This window comes from Sutcliffiella tianshenii, from assembly GCF_016908565.1.
Classification (GTDB): domain Bacteria; phylum Bacillota; class Bacilli; order Bacillales; family Bacillaceae_I; genus Sutcliffiella_A; species Sutcliffiella_A tianshenii.
In genome coordinates, this window is the sequence record NZ_JAFBED010000004.1 from 282,747 (window position 1) to 300,946 (window position 18,200).

17 protein-coding genes are annotated in these 18,200 nt (G+C 45.3%); 2 read left to right on the plus strand and 15 right to left on the minus strand.

Going from position 1 to position 18,200, the window contains the following annotated elements:
- The 7 genes from JOC95_RS10990 to JOC95_RS11020 all read right to left on the minus strand — a co-directional run bounded on the left by JOC95_RS10990 (position 1) and on the right by JOC95_RS11020 (position 9,934).
- Positions 1-2,199, minus strand: a complete 2,199-nt coding sequence (locus tag JOC95_RS10990) for a RelA/SpoT family protein (protein ID WP_204416063.1) — start codon at positions 2,197-2,199, stop codon at positions 1-3.
- 333 nt (positions 2,200-2,532) lie between these two features.
- A complete protein-coding gene (locus JOC95_RS10995) occupies positions 2,533-3,045 on the minus strand; it encodes an adenine phosphoribosyltransferase (protein ID WP_204416064.1) in 513 nt (170 codons plus the stop codon).
- Between the two features lie 14 nt (positions 3,046-3,059).
- Positions 3,060-5,405: a single-stranded-DNA-specific exonuclease RecJ gene (gene recJ / locus JOC95_RS11000; RefSeq protein ID WP_204416065.1), complete on the minus strand. Its 2,346-nt coding sequence runs from the start codon at positions 5,403-5,405 to the stop codon at positions 3,060-3,062.
- 467 nt (positions 5,406-5,872) lie between these two features.
- Positions 5,873-6,172 carry a LapA family protein gene (locus JOC95_RS11005; protein ID WP_204416067.1) on the minus strand — a complete coding sequence of 100 codons (300 nt, stop codon included), beginning with the start codon at positions 6,170-6,172 and terminating at the stop codon, positions 5,873-5,875.
- 27 nt (positions 6,173-6,199) lie between these two features.
- Positions 6,200-7,093, minus strand: a complete 894-nt coding sequence (locus JOC95_RS11010; protein WP_204416068.1) for a cation diffusion facilitator family transporter — start codon at positions 7,091-7,093, stop codon at positions 6,200-6,202.
- A 111-nt stretch (positions 7,094-7,204) separates the two neighbouring features.
- On the minus strand, positions 7,205-9,457 hold the full coding sequence (secDF, locus tag JOC95_RS11015) for a protein translocase subunit SecDF (protein WP_204416069.1): 2,253 nt from the start codon (positions 9,455-9,457) through the stop codon (positions 7,205-7,207).
- Positions 9,458-9,652: 195 nt separating this feature from the next.
- The gene (locus tag JOC95_RS11020) at positions 9,653-9,934 is read right to left on the minus strand and encodes a post-transcriptional regulator (RefSeq protein ID WP_204416070.1); all 282 of its coding nucleotides are present in this window, start codon (positions 9,932-9,934) and stop codon (positions 9,653-9,655) included.
- Between the two features lie 157 nt (positions 9,935-10,091).
- On the opposite strand from JOC95_RS11020, the gene spoVB reads away from it, so the two are divergent.
- On the plus strand, positions 10,092-11,648 hold the full coding sequence (spoVB, locus tag JOC95_RS11025) for a stage V sporulation protein B (protein WP_204416071.1): 1,557 nt from the start codon (positions 10,092-10,094) through the stop codon (positions 11,646-11,648).
- Positions 11,649-11,680: 32 nt separating this feature from the next.
- Here spoVB and JOC95_RS11030 read toward each other — a convergent pair whose 3' ends face one another.
- Positions 11,681-12,337, minus strand: coding sequence for a DUF421 domain-containing protein (locus tag JOC95_RS11030; protein WP_204416072.1), 657 nt, complete (start codon positions 12,335-12,337; stop codon positions 11,681-11,683).
- A 202-nt stretch (positions 12,338-12,539) separates the two neighbouring features.
- Between JOC95_RS11030 and JOC95_RS11035 the strand changes: the two genes are divergently transcribed.
- Positions 12,540-12,929 carry a TIGR04086 family membrane protein gene (locus tag JOC95_RS11035; RefSeq protein ID WP_204416074.1) on the plus strand — a complete coding sequence of 130 codons (390 nt, stop codon included), beginning with the start codon at positions 12,540-12,542 and terminating at the stop codon, positions 12,927-12,929.
- A 61-nt stretch (positions 12,930-12,990) separates the two neighbouring features.
- Here the strand turns inward: JOC95_RS11035 and yajC are convergent, their stop codons facing one another.
- From yajC to JOC95_RS11070, 7 genes are all read right to left on the minus strand, one after another.
- The gene (gene yajC / locus JOC95_RS11040) at positions 12,991-13,254 is read right to left on the minus strand and encodes a preprotein translocase subunit YajC (protein WP_204416076.1); all 264 of its coding nucleotides are present in this window, start codon (positions 13,252-13,254) and stop codon (positions 12,991-12,993) included.
- Between the two features lie 42 nt (positions 13,255-13,296).
- The gene (gene tgt / locus JOC95_RS11045; RefSeq protein ID WP_204416078.1) at positions 13,297-14,436 is read right to left on the minus strand and encodes a tRNA guanosine(34) transglycosylase Tgt; all 1,140 of its coding nucleotides are present in this window, start codon (positions 14,434-14,436) and stop codon (positions 13,297-13,299) included.
- A 28-nt stretch (positions 14,437-14,464) separates the two neighbouring features.
- On the minus strand, positions 14,465-15,493 hold the full coding sequence (gene queA, locus JOC95_RS11050) for a tRNA preQ1(34) S-adenosylmethionine ribosyltransferase-isomerase QueA (protein ID WP_204416080.1): 1,029 nt from the start codon (positions 15,491-15,493) through the stop codon (positions 14,465-14,467).
- Between the two features lie 37 nt (positions 15,494-15,530).
- Complete coding sequence (locus JOC95_RS11055; protein WP_204416473.1) at positions 15,531-15,731, minus strand: DUF2905 family protein; 201 nt, start codon at positions 15,729-15,731, stop codon at positions 15,531-15,533.
- Positions 15,728-16,729, minus strand: coding sequence for a Holliday junction branch migration DNA helicase RuvB (gene ruvB / locus JOC95_RS11060; protein WP_204416471.1), 1,002 nt, complete (start codon positions 16,727-16,729; stop codon positions 15,728-15,730). Before ruvB ends, JOC95_RS11055 begins: the two co-directional genes overlap by 4 nt.
- A gap of 18 nt (positions 16,730-16,747) precedes the next feature.
- A complete protein-coding gene (ruvA, locus tag JOC95_RS11065) occupies positions 16,748-17,362 on the minus strand; it encodes a Holliday junction branch migration protein RuvA (protein ID WP_204416476.1) in 615 nt (204 codons plus the stop codon).
- Between the two features lie 147 nt (positions 17,363-17,509).
- The gene (locus tag JOC95_RS11070; RefSeq protein ID WP_204416082.1) at positions 17,510-18,076 is read right to left on the minus strand and encodes an intercompartmental signaling factor BofC; all 567 of its coding nucleotides are present in this window, start codon (positions 18,074-18,076) and stop codon (positions 17,510-17,512) included.
- Positions 18,077-18,200 lie beyond the last annotated feature (124 nt).

Below are 18,200 nucleotides of genomic sequence, written 5' to 3' on the forward strand. Positions count from 1 at the left end.
TTACTGCATTATTCTGCGTACTGCATAGATATCCGGTATCTGCTTGATGCGTTCCACGACCTTTTGCAGATGACTGATATTATGGATGGCGATGGCCATATGGATGCTTGCCATTTTATTGCGGTCCGATTTGCCCGAAACTGCGTTGATATCCGTTTTAGTTTCGTTGACGGCCTGAAGTACCTCATTCAAGAGACCTCTGCGGTCGTACCCTGTGATTTCTATTTCCACATTGTACTCGCGGTTCTCTTTCATATCGCCTTCCCACTCAACATCAATGATGCGGTCGTTCGTCCCTTCCGCAACAACGTTTGCACAATCTGCGCGATGGACGGATACGCCGCGTCCGCGAGTGATGAAGCCGACGATTTCGTCACCTGGAACAGGATTACAGCATTTGGACAGGCGCACCAGAAGGCTGTCTATGCCTTGCACAACGACACCAGCGTCCTTTTTCTTCTTTGCCGGCACCGTCTTTTTCTTCTCGGCGTTTTCTGTGATGTCTGTGATCTGCTGTTCTTGATCACGTTTGCGGCGCTGCTTTTCTGTCAGTCGATTGGCAACCTGCAGGGCTGTGATCCCATTATAGCCGACTGCCGCAAACATATCCTCTTCGTTCATGAAATTGAACTTTTCCGCAACTCTGCTTATGTTCTCGGATTGAAGGATCTCCTTCAGATCAAAGTCCATATTCTTGATTTCTTTTTCTACAAGATCCCTGCCCTTTTCCACATTCTCTTCACGGCGCTGCTTTTTGAAGAACTGACGGATCCTGTTCTTCGCCTGGGATGTCTGAGCAAGCTTCAGCCAATCCTGGCTTGGGCCGTATGAATGCTTGGAGGTCAGGATTTCGATGATATCTCCGGTCTTTAATTTATAATCAAGGGTGACCATTTTGCCGTTCACTTTTGCACCGATCGTTTTGTTTCCGATCTCGGAATGTATGCGATAGGAAAAATCAATCGGAACCGATCCGGATGGAAGCTCAATAACATCGCCCTTTGGTGTAAAGACAAATACCATATCGGAGAAAAGGTCGATTTTCAGAGATTCCATAAATTCCTCGGCATTGGTCGCATCATTCTGCCACTCCAGGATTTCACGGAACCAAGTAAGCTTTTCTTCTAAAGTGGAACGTTCATCCGCGGCCTTATCCTCTTTATATGCCCAGTGCGCCGCAATCCCGTACTCAGCGATCTGATGCATTTCGGACGTGCGGATCTGCACTTCAAGCGGGTCCCCTTTAGGACCGATGACGGTCGTATGAAGCGACTGGTACATATTCGGTTTAGGCATGGCAATATAATCCTTGAATCGTCCCGGCATAGGCTTCCAGCATGTGTGGATGATACCAAGGACGGCATAACAGTCCTTGATGCTGTTAACAATGATTCGCACTGCCAACAGATCGTAGATTTCACTGAACTGCTTGTTTTGCATCGCCATTTTACGATAGATGCTGTAAATATGCTTCGGACGACCGGAAAGATCAGCTTCGATTTCCACCTCTTCAAGGCGCTCCGTCACTTCCCCCATGACTTCCTTGATATAAAGCTCACGCTCGGCACGCTTGCGTTTCATCAGGTTGACTATTCGATAGTATTGCTGTGGGTTGAGGTAGCGCAAGGCAGTATCCTCAAGCTCCCATTTTATTTTCGAGATCCCCAGGCGGTGTGCAAGCGGTGCGAAAATCTCCAGCGTTTCATTGGAAATCCTGCGCTGCTTCTCTTGCGGAAGATGCTTTAATGTCCTCATGTTATGAAGGCGGTCTGCAAGCTTTATCAAGATGACGCGGATATCCTGGGCCATGGCGACAAACATTTTGCGATGGTTTTCCGCCTGCTGCTCTTCCTGGGATTTGTATTTGATTTTACCCAGCTTTGTTACGCCGTCCACCAGCATGGCAACCTCTGCATTGAATGCTTCCTTTATCTCATCGAGAGTGATGGAGGTATCCTCGACCACATCATGAAGAAACCCAGCCGCAATGGTTGATGGATCTAGGTCAAGGTCGACAAGGATGCCTGCGACCTGTATAGGATGGATAATATAGGGCTCACCTGATTTGCGATACTGTTCTGCATGAGCATTTTTAGCAAACTCATAAGCCTTTTCTAAAAATGCGATATCCTCGCTCTTTAAATAGCGCCTCGCATTATCTATCACCTGGTCTGCAGTTAACACTTGCTCATTTGCCATATTTCTACTCACCTTTTTGACTTTCTCTTATTTGTATGAAGTATTTGAAAACTTGTTCCGTTCCAAGTCTTATTCATTATTGACAGATTTCAGTAATGTATATAAATAAAAATATATTGTAATTATTATCATGAAATTTCAAGTAGATGTAAAGGGCTTATGTACTAAAAATAAAGATTTGTCGACAGATTTTTTAGGAATCCCTGTAAAATTCATACTTTTCATGTGAAATTTTTAACAAAACGGTGACTTGAAAGTCTGAAGATATTAAGTAAGGGGGGAATATATGAAAAAACTAGAGCAAGGATAAGTTGCTCTAGTCCGTAAAACATATTAGTATTTCATCAAAGTCAGAATATCAAAATCGTTCAGCTTGCTGCGTCCGTCCAAGTAGGACAGTTCAATAAGGAATGCGATTCCGGCAACCACACCGCCCAGCTCTTCCACAAGCTTGATGGTCGCTTCGATTGTTCCTCCTGTTGCAAGCAGATCGTCCGTGATCAGTACACGTTGACCTGGTTTGATTGCATCCTTGTGGATTGTAAGGACATCTTTGCCGTATTCAAGGCCATATTCCACCCGTGCCACTTCACGAGGCAATTTCCCTTCTTTACGTACAGGAGCAAAACCGACACCCAAAGAATAAGCAACCGGGCAGCCGATGATAAATCCGCGAGCCTCTGGTCCTACAACCAGGTCAATTTGCCTTTCACGGGCATATTCAACGATCTGGTCTGTTGCATAACGGTAAGCATCTCCATTATCCATCAGTGTAGTAATATCCTTGAATTGAATACCCGGTTTTGGCCAATCAGGAACAATCGTAATATATTTCTTTAAATCCATCTTCTTTTTTCCTCCTATGAATGAACAGTGCACTGTTTGGTTAGATGCTGATCAAACCACGCTTTTAATTGTTTGTATGAAGAGTATAAAAACAAGTTTTCAAGCATCACTTGCCGCTGCTTTTTGCGATATGTCGGAGACTCTTCAAAATCTCGTTTTGCCGCCGCATTGTTCAATGCGATAAAGCCCTTGTCTATTGTAACAAATTCTAGTTCAAAAAACACCTGTGACATGAAATCAATTGTTTCTTTTGACCAGCCGCGATGCTTCGCGATTTCTTCGGCATACCTGTTTAGATCGAATGGACCTTTTTTTGACAGGAAACCGTAATACCACTTAAAGTGGTCGCGAGTCGGGATCGTAGAAAAATAATGATTTTCTTTTTGATGGAAAGAAGCATAGATCCGGGATGGAGAAGAGCTACGCAAAAGGCTCGCAAGCGTTTCCTCTTCATCCGGGATATCGAGCAGCACGATGTATTTATCCTCTACATCTATCTCTTTTCCAGCCTCAACATGTGTAAGGTAAGGAAGATATTCTTCTCCTATTTTCACTTCTTCCAATGTAGCAGTATTAAAGAACAGTATTTGTAGATTCTTTTTATCTATTCCTTGCAACGATTGATGAAGCTGTTTGGCAGAACGAATATCGAAAAGCTGCCATTCAGCCACTCTCAGGTCTTTTACAAAAAGCTGTGGCTTGCGGAAATTATTCCATTCATTGATGGCAAGCTCCCCCAAGACATCAAGTGTCGCAATCGGTGAAACATGGTGATAAGTCTCACCGAATCCGAATCCGACACAATCAAGCTTGCTGCCTTCCTTCTCGATGACAAGCTTCAAATGATTGCTCTTGTTTCCTATCTGGCGTATCTGTTGCGGAAATGCACCTTTCACCAATACTTTCGGCTTAGGATTTGCAACCCCATACGGCGCAAGCTTCTCCAACTGTTCGATGGTTTCAAGTGTTACGTCGTTCAGTTCACATTCGATATCCACTTCGGTGATCGGGGTGAAATCTTCCTCCGTCAAAATGGTATCCGCGATTTGCTTCATCCGATTCCGGAGCTCGTCCACATTTTCCATTTGTAACGTCATACCGGCTGCCATCGGGTGTCCGCCAAAGTGAGGCAGGATATCCCGGCATGATGAAAGATGTTCGAACAGGTCAAACCCAGGTATCGAACGCGCCGATCCTTTTGCAAGGCCCTTTTCCCCGTCAAGACTCAGCACGATGGTCGGTCGGTAGAAACGGTCGACCAGCCTCGATGCCACAATACCGATGACTCCGGCATTCCAGCCATGTCCCGTGACGATGAGAAATGAATTCTCATCTGGAGGGTACATTTCCTCGACCTGCTTGATCGCCTCTTCTGTGATTTGCGTGACAATCTGCTGTCTTTCTTTATTGTAAGCTTCCATCTCTTCAGCAAGCTCTTTTGCTTCCTCTGCATCTTCTGTCATTAACAGATGAACTGCGGGATCTGCATTGTCAAGACGTCCCACCGCATTGATCCGCGGTCCGATGGAGAAACCGATCGTCTCTTCTGTGATAGTGTGAAGTTCCACCCCACATTTTTGCAACAAGGCCTTTAACCCTACCCTTTTTGTCTGCTGCATCTTTTTGATCCCTTTTGAAGCAAGAAGCCTGTTTTCATCGACTAGGGGTACAAGATCCGCTATCGTTCCAATTGCTGCGACCTCCAGAAGATGCTCTGGATCCTTACCCAGCAAAGCATGTGCCACCTTATAGGCGACTCCGACTCCTGCAAGGTCCTTGAAAGGATAAGGACAAGTTTCTTTTTTCGGATGGATGATGGCAAATGCATCAGGTAAAACCGGTCCAGGTTCATGGTGATCGGTAATGATCAGATCGATACCAAGCTCCCTTGCTACATCCGCTTCATGCAGGGCTGAAATACCGGTATCGACTGTGATGATGACAGAAAAGCCGTTTTCCTTGGCCTGCCTGAATGCCGGTTCATTTGGTCCGTATCCTTCTGTAAAACGGTTCGGAATATAGAACTCCACTCTTGCTCCCTTTTCTTGCAGAGCAGTGACCATCACTGTGGTACTGCTTACTCCATCGGCATCATAATCACCGAACACTAAAATCTTTTCTTCACTCTGTATTGCTTTATCTATTCTCTGAACGACCTTTTCCATGTCTTCCAACAGGAATGGGTCATGAAATTCTTGTGTTTCTGAATGCAAAAAACTTCTTGCGGCCTCATGATCATCGAATCCTCTGTTTACAAGGAGTGATGCAATGAGAGGTGCCACTTTCAGGCTTTCTGCCAAATACCGTACCCGCTCTTGGTCAGGCTTATTTACATTCCAACGTGATTTAGAAGCTAACAAACGAATTCCTCCCTTAGCCTACCCTATTATACTAGAGAGAGGGTCTCCCTTCAATTGGAAAAAGTGAGTTATTCGCTTTAGGACGAATGTCGTTTTTACCTCTTCAATAATTGGATATTGTTCTGCACAATAAAATTAATTAATATTTTGTCTCCGTTAAATACCGCTGTTGATTTCCGCACTAGGCTGCGCTTTCCGCGGGGCGTTTGTGGAGCCTCCTCGGCTGCGCCTGTGGGGTCTCCACTAAACGCCATCTCCCGCAGGAGTCTTCGCCTATTGCTCCAATCAACAGCTAGATTCTTATAGAATTAAGACTAGACATTAAATAGAGACCATTAAAAGATTTACAACACAAGATCAAAGTGAGACAATCAGCTACCAGCTATGTTTAGCCATAAAATAAAAAATGCAGTCCAATTTATATTGGACTGCCAAACACTAGTTTTGTTATCAGCTTTTTACCTACCTCAAATTGTACCTTTCTTTTCTTCTGTTTTATTTGGCACCTTCACATCTTCTGATGAGGGTTTTTCCATATGCCTTGGCTTCGTTTGCATTTTTCTCTTCAGCTTGATTACCTGGTACACTCCGATGGAGCCGGCAATGACGATTCCCATCAATGCGGAGAATAGAATGACCAAGACTAGGGGCCATTCTGCTGTACCAAACAAATAATTGACTTCCACGGGGGCTACATTCAGGACTGCAAAGATTGCAACTATGATGGTAAAAATAAATCCGGCTAATAGATACCACTGACTTTTCATTCCCACTCCTCCTTCAAATCCCGTGAATCAAGATTCCGAATAGGGATTGATATGCACAAACACATCCTGGACTTCACGGTTTTCAAGCAGCTTCGCCTTTACGTCTTTTCCAATCTGATGCCCTTCTTCCACCGTTATGTAAGGGTCCACAGATATTTTCAGGTCCACAATCACATAATGCCCGTGTTCCCTGGCGTGTAACGAATCGATTTTCATCACACCCTGAACGGAAGTCACGACTTCCCTGAACTCCTCCGTATCTTCCTCATGCATCACATGGTCCATTGTATTATGGATGGACTCTGAGCCCAACTGCCACGATATCTTTATGATCAAGGCAGCTACAAAAAGACCTGCCACAGGATCAAGATAGACGAGCCAATCCACTCCGATATAATCACCGAAAATCGCTCCCCCGATCCCGATGAGGGCTGCAATGGAAGAAAACACATCAGACCTGTGTTCATATGCATTGACTATGATGGCGTCACTCTTTATTTTCTTTCCCAAATTATACTTATAGCGAAACATCGCTTCTTTTACGACAATCGAAATGATCACGACATACACAGCCAGCATCTTTGGTGCATCGATAGGCTCAAAAAATGCTGCAAAGGAAGACTTCCCTATTTCAAAGCCAACAATCAATAATAGGACTGCAACAATGATGGCTGCGATATTTTCCGCTTTGCCATGGCCGTATGGATGGTCTTCATCCGGCGGTTGCTTGGCAGCCTTCAATCCTATGTATACCGCCAAGGAGCCTGCTACATCTGAAGCGGAATGGACTGCATCCGCCACAAGTGCGCGACTATTTGCAACTACACCCGCCCATCCTTTCAGAATGGCGAGCACAATGTTCCCCACTACACCTACCAAAGCAGCGAATTCTGCTTTTTTAAAGCGCTCATTATGATCCACTACGCACACCTCTCTTTTTCATGCTTCTACTATTGTACCCGAATCTCCCCCTATATTTTACAATATATAAAAAATGCCGCAGAATTGCTCCTGCGACATTTCTTTATAGGATTATACTTCAGGCTCCGCTTCTTCAAGCTGGACCTTCTTCGGTTTGGACAACTGTTTATGCTTCCAGATCAGCCATAGCTGTGCCGCTATGAACAGGGAAGAATAAGTTCCGGCTATCAAACCTACAAGTAAGGCTATGGAGAAGCCTGTAATGGATTCGCTTCCGAAGATTAGAAGTCCGATTACTGCAAAGACAACCGTAATGACCGTATTGATGGAACGGACAAACGTCTGCTGCAAGCTTTTATTGACAATCTCGGCCAGGTCTTCATAAGTTTTGATCCGTTTTTTCCTCTTCATGTTCTCTCTGATCCGGTCAAAGGTAACGATCGTATCATTGATGGAATATCCGACAATGGTCAGGACTGCAGCAATGATGGTGATGTCCACTTCCAATCGGACAAGACTGAAGAATGCAACCATGAAAAATGCATCATGGAAAAGTGCCACGATGGCGGCAAGGGCAAACAGCCACTCAAAGCGGATAGTAACATAAATGATGATTCCGACTGCAGCAATCAGGACCGCGAAAAATGCATTCCGGGCAAGCTCCTGGCCAACAGTTGGCGAGACGGTGCTGACATTCGGCTCTGAACCGTATTTATCTGCAATGGTTGTCTTTATCTCGGCTACTTCCTTTTGTGTGAAGCTGTCCAAATATCTTGCAACAGCTATTTCATTGTTATTTCCTGCTAGTACAACATCTTTAGGCTCATATCCCAAAGAAGTCAATTCCTCTGTCACTTCTTTTGCGGTAAGACTGGAATCTGCCATTATTTCAACACGTGTTCCACTTGCAAAGTCAATTCCAAGATTCAATCGGAATACTGCAAGGAGGATGATACCTACGACAATCATTGTTCCTGAGAAAATGAAGAACTTTTTGCTGTGTTTCACAAAATCCCATTTTTCATAACGGTTTGGCGGTTCGGTATTTTCGTCTGTCATATTGATATCCAGTACATCTGATTTCTTCACCCCGAATAAATGAGGCTTTTTGTTCATAACTCTACTGGAAACCCACAAACCAAGTAGAAGACGGGTACCAAAAACTGCTGTTAGGAAGCTTAACAGGATACTCACAATAAGCATCGTTGCAAAGCCTTGAACAGAACTTGTACCGTACACGAACATGACCGCGGCTGCAAGCAGGGTAGTGATGTTCGCATCCAATATCGTGGAAAGGGAGTTGCGGTTCCCTGCCCTGAATGCCGACATTGGTGTCTTGCCAAGCTTCAGTTCTTCTTTAATTCGTTCATATGTGATGATGTTGGCATCTACCGCCATCCCGACACCCAAAATGAGGGCTGCGATACCTGGCAGGGTGAGTACCCCATTCATTAGATCAAATACTAACAAGATCAAGAAAATATATACACTTAAAGTAATGATTGCCACGAATCCAGGAAGTCGGTATACAAAAAGCATGAAAAGGAATATGATGCTGATTCCGATTGCTCCAGCCAATACCGTTTTCTGAAGTGCAGCTTCACCGAACTTCGCTCCGACGGATGTGGAATAAACTTCTTCCAATTCGACCGGGAGGGAACCTGCGTTCAATAGTTCAGCCAATTCTTTTGCGGATTCTACCGAGAAGTTTCCACCTTGGATCTGCACTTCAGTGGTATTGAAAACTTCATCCACTCCGGCAGCAGAAAGGAATTTAGGATCCGGCTTCTGGGCTTCTTCCTTATAGGAGTCTACTCCCTCTTCAAAATCAAGCCAGATGACCATCAGGTTCTGACCTGGTCCCATTTCCACCACTTGTCGTGTTACATCGGCAAACTGCTCTGCCGATTTCAGTTTCAGTGCCACGCTTGGGCGGTTATTGGAATCAAACGATTGCGTTGCACCGTTCTCGGCAAGTGCCGACCCATTCATCAGTTCTTTATCATTGATATCACGGAAAGATAATTTAGCCTCCGTTGATAAGAGCTCCCTTGCTTTTGTCTGATCGTCTACACCCGCTAGCTGTACACGGATGCGATCTTCCCCTTCAATTTGAATATTAGGTTCACTTACCCCCAATACGTTTACACGCTTATTTAATGCGCTTACCGTACTGACGAGGGTTTCTCGGTCTATAGCCGTATCCTTATTGATAGGCTTTACCTCATACAGGATCTCAAATCCACCCTGCAGGTCCAGACCAAGCTTGATATCGTTTGCAATAGGCTTTGTAAATACTCCGATTACACTTCCTAATAGGATGAGAAGTAAAAAGAAAGCCACTATCCGTCCTCTTTTAACCACAAAAAATCCTCCTTCTGCTTTTACCACTGGTGAGTGTTATTTATTTCTACGGACACTTGGCATTAAATTCGAGCTTTTTTAGTTTATGTATGTAAGAAAAGTGCAATATTCCGAAAGTCAAAAAAGCCGATATTTTGCCATCATGTACCATTATGAGTTAACTCTTTCCTACTGTCAATTCTTGTTGGATGTAGTCTAATCCGTCTGTTCCTGAAAAAAATTCGGCGCTTTGTATGCTTCGATTGTGATATAGCTCATGTAGTCGGTAACAGATAATCCATACACATCGTTGACGAGCTGATGCAGCATTTTCGTCTCGGGGCGCTTCCATGTTTTACGGGTCAGACATTCCCATAACTCATCCTCGGTCACTTTATCATAGCCAAACAACTGGAATTCCTCCAATTTACTCTTTAGAACTGGTGTCAAGTCGCTCCGGAAAAGATCATAAGCATGATAATTAGTCTCTTTCGTCATTCAAGGTACCTCCATTATATTTTCTTCATAGGAATGTACAAGTACGTCATGCCTCTCTCCCATTCAAAGCGACCAATTCCTTGTCATGCTTGGCCTATGTACAAGCATATAGATAATTGTATACGATATGACGCTAATTGAGAAGGCAGGTTATAGCATGACAAAGCAAACCTTTCTAAGGGGGACGCTGATCCTCATTGTAGCCGGATTCATCACCCGTATCCTGGGGTTCATTAATCGGATTGTGGTTGCCAGGTTCATTGGCGAGGAAGGCGTGGGTCTCTATATGATGGCGGTCCCGACGCTCGTCTTGACGATTACCATCACCCAGCTCGGACTGCCGGTTGCAATCTCGAAGCTTGTTGCCGAGGCGGAAGCACAGGGCAACCACCGGAAAATAAAAAAGATTTTGATTGTATCTCTTGCAACGACCGGGACTTTGAGCATCATCTTTACACCGGCCATGATCCTGCTCGCACCTTATCTATCCACTCACCTTTTCACAGATCCGAGAACGTATTATCCTTTGCTTGCCATTGCACCCGTAGTCCCGATTATCGCGATATCCTCTGTATTGCGCGGCTATTTCCAGGGCAGGCAGAACATGAAACCATCTGCCATCTCACAGGTGATCGAGCAGGTTGTCCGGATCTCGCTTGTTGCCGCATGTACAAAGGCGCTTCTGCCATATGGCATCGAATATGCCGCTGCAGGTGCGATGCTATCTGCTGTGGCTGGAGAATTGATGTCCCTGCTTTACATGGTATTTGTCTTCAAAAACAAAAAGAGTTTTCGCCTGCGAAAGAAATTTTTCAACTATGTGGGTGAAGGAAAACAAACCTTCAACGATTTGATGCGGATAGCAATCCCGACAACCGGAAGCCGGATGATTGGTTCCATCGCATGGTTCTTTGAGCCTATTGTCGTGGCACAAAGCTTGGCAATTGCGGGGGTAGCCACGTCTTTGGCTACAAAGCAATATGGAGAATTAGTAGGTTTTGCACTTCCGCTTCTCATGCTGCCATCCTTTATTACTTATTCCTTATCGACAGCCCTGGTTCCTGCTATAAGTGAGGCAGCAGCGAAAAAAAACTCGATTCTTATCGAACACCGTCTGCAGCAGGCACTGAGACTTTCCTTTGTATCGGGCGGGATTGCCGTTGTCCTTCTTTTCGTTTTTGCCGATCCGATCATGCTTTTCATGTACGGAAGCAGTAAAGCTGCCATTTATATAAAAGTGATGGCCCCTTTTTTCCTGTTCTACTATTTCCAAGGACCTCTTCAGGCAACACTCCAGGCGCTCGATTTGGCGAAAGCAGCCATGATCAATAGCTTTATCGGGGCTTTGGTGAAAACCGGTGTCATATTCGTACTCGCCAGTAAGCCAACTTTCGGGATCATGGGCGCTGCACTTGGCATCGTGATCGGCATGATGCTCGTCACCCTGCTTCATATGGCCACCATCATGAAGGTCCTTTCCTACTCCCTTTATGTCCGGGATTATATCAAGAGTTTCATCACCATGGGTATTTGTACGATCAGCGGAAAATGGATGCTGGATCATTTGCTGCTCGATCTGACACTCGGAAAACGCAGCTTACTCTTTATCATCTTAACCTGTCTGCTTTACATCGCCCTCCTGTTCCTGTTCGGTCTTGTCAAACGGGAAGAGCTTGCACGGGTGCCATTTTTGAAAAAGTGGATTGTAAAATAAAAAACAGTGGCGGATTTTCTCGCCACTGTTTTTTATTCATCCTTTATGTCGATAAAGAATACCCCGTCGTTGTAGCTGCAGTAGGATATCTCTTTGAAATCCTTGTATCCGAGTTCCCTCAGTTGCTGGCGTAACCAGAGGTTGGTTTTACCAATCTGCTTCAAGTGTTCTTCCTGGATGGAACCGTCCATGATCAACGGAAGATTGAGCGTTGCCTCCTCTTCTTTTTCCCTATCTTTGTTTTTTTCAAAAACAGACAGCTTTCCGGACGCCTCCAATATCGCAAATTCGACATCAGCTACATTTTTTACATTCTTTTCCCTGAGCTGAACTAGAAGGTCTTCAAAATTGTAGCGCTGTTTTCTCATCTCTTTTTCGTCGATTTTCCCATTGTTGATAATGACGCTTGGCTTCCCATCAATCAATTCCCTTATACGCTGGCTTTTTAGCGATACGAATGCAAGGATAATCTGGATACCCATCAAGATCAACATCGGCAAGAGGGCGACCATCAATTCGTCCTTCGGATTTTCAATGGCCACGACTGCCATTTCCGCAATCATGATAAAGACGACCAGATCGAGGACACTCAATTCCCCTATTTCACGTTTCCCCATCACGCGGAAGATGAAGAGAATGACTATGTATAGAAAAATGGTCCGCGCAACAATGATAATGTACTCTTCCATGGGTGACGGTCGCCCTCCTTTGCTTCCAAGCTCCAAAAGAACATGTTAGGGATAGTCTTTGCAAGAGAGGGATTATCATGTCATACAGGATTTTCCAAAAAGGTAATTTCTCTAGGTGAGTTAAATTTGTATTCTATATCTTCCTCCTTCTGAATATGCTTGTATTACTTACCATGTTGGACAAAGAGAGGGGAGAACTTCAATGGAATCAAAAAGACTTGGACTCGCCATCATGTATGGCCTCATAACAATTTTTATGTTCGCTATAGCAACAAGCCTGCTTTTTTCTTTATTGCTTCGCTTTACATCCCTCCAGGAGTCTAGTGTAGCCTGGATCATCCTGACACTTTCCTTTTTGACACTATTTATCGGAGGATTCGTATCAGGAGGAAAAGGACGGGAAAAAGGCTGGATGCTTGGTGGTGCGACAGGCGGGGCGTATTCGCTGATTATTTTCCTGTTTCAGTATCTGGGGAACGATTCCCTGTTTTCGATGAATCAGCTTTTCTTTCACCTGGGCTTTATCGCCGTGGCAATGCTCGGGGGTATCATCGGGGTCAACCTTAGTGGCGGAAAGATTTCCAAAGCTTGATATTAAAAAAAGCATGCAACATTCCATATGATGGAATGAGCATGCTCTTTTTCATTTACAATTAGTCCTTGTTTACATCTCTGATCGCCTGACGATCGAATGTAAGACGGGATCCGTCACCTGTCTTCAGGACGATTTTGTCCTCGTCAAGTGCATCCACGATACCGTGCAATCCACCGATTGTAACAATTTTATCTCCCTTTTGCAGGTTTGTCTGCATTTCACGCACTTGCTTCTGACGCTTCTGTTGTGGACGGATTAGAAGGAAGTAGAAAATAGCGAACATTAGTAGTAAAGGCCAAATTACTCCAAGAATTTCTTGCATCTATATTCCTCCTTTCTTTATATAAATGATTGGGAAGCAGTTTTAGAAGTTTTTGGCATTCGGTTTATTGAATCCATATTTCTCAAAAAACTCTTCTTTGAAGTCCCCAAGGCGATCTTCACGGATTGCTTGACGGACTTGCTCCATTAATTTTACCAGAAAATATAGGTTATGGTAAGTTGTAAGGCGAATCCCCAAAGTTTCGTCACATTTGATTAGGTGACGAATGTAAGCTCTGGAATAATTTGTGCAAGTGTAGCAGTCACACTCGGGATCTAGCGGACCAAAATCGCGTGCAAACTTCGCATTCTTCACAACCAGGCGCCCTTCACTTGTCATTAGCGTCCCATTACGTGCAATTCTAGTCGGCAGGACGCAGTCAAACATATCAATGCCACGCATCGCCCCATCGATGAGGGAATCAGGCGAACCGACGCCCATCAGGTAACGAGGTTTATCAGTCGGCAGCCACGGAGTCGTAAACTCAAGCGTACGGTTCATGACATCCTTTGGCTCTCCAACCGAAAGTCCTCCGACTGCATAGCCAGGGAAGTCCATCGACACAAGATCCTGTGCACTTTGCTTACGCAGGTCTTCATACTCTCCGCCTTGGACAATCCCGAACAGTCCTTGATCCTGTGGACGCTGATGCGCTTTAAGACAGCGTTCTGCCCAGCGGGATGTACGCTCCACCGATTTTTTCATATATTCATGCGTTGCTGGGAAAGGAGGGCACTCATCAAATGCCATCATGATATCTGAGCCAAGGTCGTTCTGGATCTGCATCGCTTTTTCAGGGGAAAGGAAAAGCTTGTCCCCGTTCATGTGATTGCGGAAATGAACGCCCTCCTCTTCAATTTTACGAAGGTCGCTAAGGCTGAATACCTGGAATCCGCCTGAGTCTGTCAAAATGGCACGGTCCCAGTTCATGAATTTATGAAGGCCGCCCGCTTCCTTCACGATCTCGTTACCAGGACGAAGCCATAGATGATACGTATTGCTCAGGATGATGCCGGCACCCATGGATTTAACATCCTCCGGTGACATCGTCTTCACTGTCGCCAAAGTTCCAACCGGCATAAAGACCGGTGTTTCAAATGATCCGTGTGGCGTGTGTACGATACCCAACCGTGCCCCTGTCTGTTTACAAGTTTTAATTAGTTCATATCTGATAGCTGTCATTGTTTTCTCCTTACTACTCTTAAAAATTCTATAATATCAGCATCGCATCTCCAAAGCTGAAAAAGCGATATCTTTCATTTACTGCTTCCTCGTAGGCTTTCATCACATGCTCGCGTCCTGCCAAAGCACTTACCAGCATGATCAGTGTGGATTTTGGCAGATGGAAGTTGGTGATCATGCCATCGATCGCCTTGAATTCATAGCCTGGATAGATAAAGATGTTTGTCCAGCCGCTCGCTTCCACAAATTCACCATGATCACGTGCAATCGTCTCAAGCGTTCGCGTGGAAGTCGTCCCGACTGTTATGATCCTGCCGCCTTTAGCACGGACCTCATTCAAGAGTCTGGCCGTACCTTCTGTGATCTGATAAAATTCGGCATGCATATCGTGCTCTTCCACCGTGTCCACGCTCACAGGCCTGAATGTTCCAAGCCCGACATGGAGGGTGATGAATGCAGTGTGCACCCCGCGCAGTTTAAGTTCCTCGAGCAATTCCTCCGTAAAATGAAGGCCGGCTGTAGGCGCAGCGGCTGAGCCTGTTTCCCTTGCAAAAACCGTCTGATAGCGGTCACGATCTTCAAGCTGTTCCTTGATATATGGCGGCAGCGGCATTTCACCGAGGCTGTCCAACACTTCATAGAAGATTCCTTCATAGCGGAATTCGAGTTGTCTGCCGCCGTGGTCGCTCTCACTCACACAAACAGCAGTCAATCTGCCGTCACCAAACGAGAGGACAGTACCGACCTTGACTCTTTTTGCGGGCTTGATAAGCGTTTCCCATGTGTCACCCTCGATCTGCTTCAACAAGAGCACTTCTATCTTCGCTCCCGTTTCCGCTTTTACCCCGAAAAGTCTGGCAGGCAATACTCTCGTATCATTCAATACGAGGCAGTCCCCTTCCTTGACGTACTCCAAGATGGAGCGGAAGGATGATTCATGTTTTATTGCGCCGGTTAGCTTGTTCAATACCATCAATCTTGATGCTTCCCTTTGTTCAAGAGGAGTTTGCGCAATTAGCTCCTCCGGCAAATGGAAATCAAATAAATCTATCTTCATACTTTCACCTTTTTTCTATACATTTCAATCTTTCTCTTTATCGAAAACGTCCTATGAAGTAAAAAACGAGACTCAGCACTATGCTGATGATGATCGACGTGACAATCGGGAAAAAGAAAGTGAAATTCCCTTTTTTCACGACGATATCTCCCGGGATCTTGCCGACAACCTGCCACAGTAATCCAACCAGCAGTAGCACAGCACCGACTACCATCAACATTTTCGGTAGTTCCATTATTCTTTTGGCACCTCCATATTGAAGTGACGGTAAACAAGATCCGTGACCACCCGGCCTCTCGGTGTCCGCTGGAGAAAGCCGATTTGAAGAAGATATGGCTCATATACGTCTTCAATCGTGTGGGACTCCTCCCCTATGGTCGCGGCAATTGTATCCACGCCGACCGGTCCGCCACGGAATTTTTCAATGATTCCCATGAGAAGTTTATGGTCGATGTGATCCAAGCCAAGGCGATCCACCTGCAGGCGATCCAATGCCTCTTTTGCCAGGAAGGCGTTGATCGTCGTTTTTCCCAATACCTGTGCAAAATCACGCACACGCCTTAACAGGCGGTTGGCAATACGTGGTGTCCCACGTGCCCTGCGGCTGATCTCAATTGCGGCATCCATCTCCAAGCCGATATCCAGGATCTGTGCGGTTCGCATACAGATCTCGGTAAGCTGTTCTTCATTGTAATACTCCAAGCGGCTTAGTACGCCAAAACGGTCACGGAGCGGAGCGGTCAATAACCCGACCCTCGTCGTCGCCCCTACCAGTGTAAAAGGCGGCAGATCCAGGCGTACAGACCTGGAGCTCGGGCCTTTGCCTATTACGATATCAAGGCAATAGTCCTCCATTGCCGGATACAGTACCTCTTCGATGGATCGGTGCAGCCGGTGGATTTCATCAATGAACAGCACATCTCCCGGCTCAAGTGAGGAAAGTATCGCGGCAAGGTCCCCCGGACGCTCGATTGCCGGTCCTGAGGTTGTCCGCAGCTGCACACCCATTTCATTGGCGATGATCGCGGCAAGCGTCGTTTTCCCAAGGCCAGGCGGACCGTAAAGAAGCACATGATCCAAGGTCTCCTGTCTCATTTTCGCCGCCTGGATGAACACTTCCAGGTTCTCCTTTACTTTATCCTGTCCGATATACTGCTGCAGGGTCTGGGGACGCAGGCTGTATTCCAGCGACTGATCCTCCATGGTTGCGTCTTGTGATACCATGCGGTCATCCATCATTTGTATTTCACCCCTTTACTTTAGGAGTAGCTGTAACGCTCTCTTGACATATTGATCTGTAGTAAGTTCCTCTTTTTGCAAGGCAGGCACGATCTTCTTGATTTCCCGATCACCATAACCAAGGACCTGCAGTGCTTCCATCGCTTCTTCAAGGGCCACATTATTTGTACTGCCTGAAGCCGGCATATCGACTCCCGGTTGAAAAAGGTCCGGAAATGCACTTGGAACCAGATCATTCAGTTTTCCTTTCAGATCCAGGATGATCTGCCTTGCCGTCTTTTTACCGACTCCAGGAAACTTGATCAGGAATTTCTCATCTTCATTTTCTATAGCGTGGACCACCTGTGCAGGCTGCCCGGATGCAAGGATGGCAAGCGCCCCTTTCGGACCGATACCTGTCACATTCAAAAGCTTCATGAACAGGTTCTTGTCCTCCCGTGTTTTGAAACCGTATAAAGCAAGGATATCCTCCCTCACATGCTGGTATGTATAGATGGTCACTTCTTTATCACGATTGACGGTATAGATGAATGGGTTTGGCGCGTTAACCTGATAGCCGACTCCCATCACTTCCACCACCACATATTCCGGTGATACATATTCCACATAACCTCTGATGAAATCTATCAATGGTACAATACTCTCCTTTAAAATCATCTACTCTCCATTTTACCATAAGTTATAGAAAATCAGCATCGTATTATAGGAATCCATCAAGGGGAAGCTTTTATGACACTGTACAACGGGAAAAACAGACTGGCAAATTGCCAGTCTGTTTTATTGTTTATGGGAGGAATAGGGTTTGAACGTTTCCAGCACCTGTACATATTCATCCTTGGAAACCACCCTGATCCCACCTTTCAGTTTTTCATGCTGATGACTTTCCAGCTTTCCCACATCAATCTGGAAAAAGGATTGAATGATCTTGGATGCCTCTGTCGGCTTCCCTTCATATATGGTAAGGACCCCATCATTGGATAAACCAAAATAGCCGTTCGTCTTCAATAGCGGGGAAATGTCATCAATATATTGCTGAAACACGATCTGTTCCTCATTTAAGTCAATCACTTGCCAATTTTCGTATTCCGCCCAGAAATCCTCCATTGCCCAGACGGTTTCCTGCAATGTTTCTTCGCTCACTTCTCCATCTAAATAAATGCGCTCGAGCACTACTTTTAGCGTTAGTGGTCCATTGATTTCATAGGCTTCCTCTAAAACTTCTTCTTCTACAATCTCGTTTTCATCAGCAGCACCTTGATAAGCGGAAAAGCTGAAAAGTGCTCCACATGTTGTGATAAATGCTGTTATCATCAGCCACAAGTGCTTTGGAATGATGGGTTTCATCTTGGATATCCCCCTCACATTCTATAAGATTTCGTACGGTAGATTTTTGAGCTAGTCTTGTCTTTTTTAGTTTGACCAGTTTTTGGGGATTTAACCTTTTGTTTTTAAATGTTTTTTTGTGTGT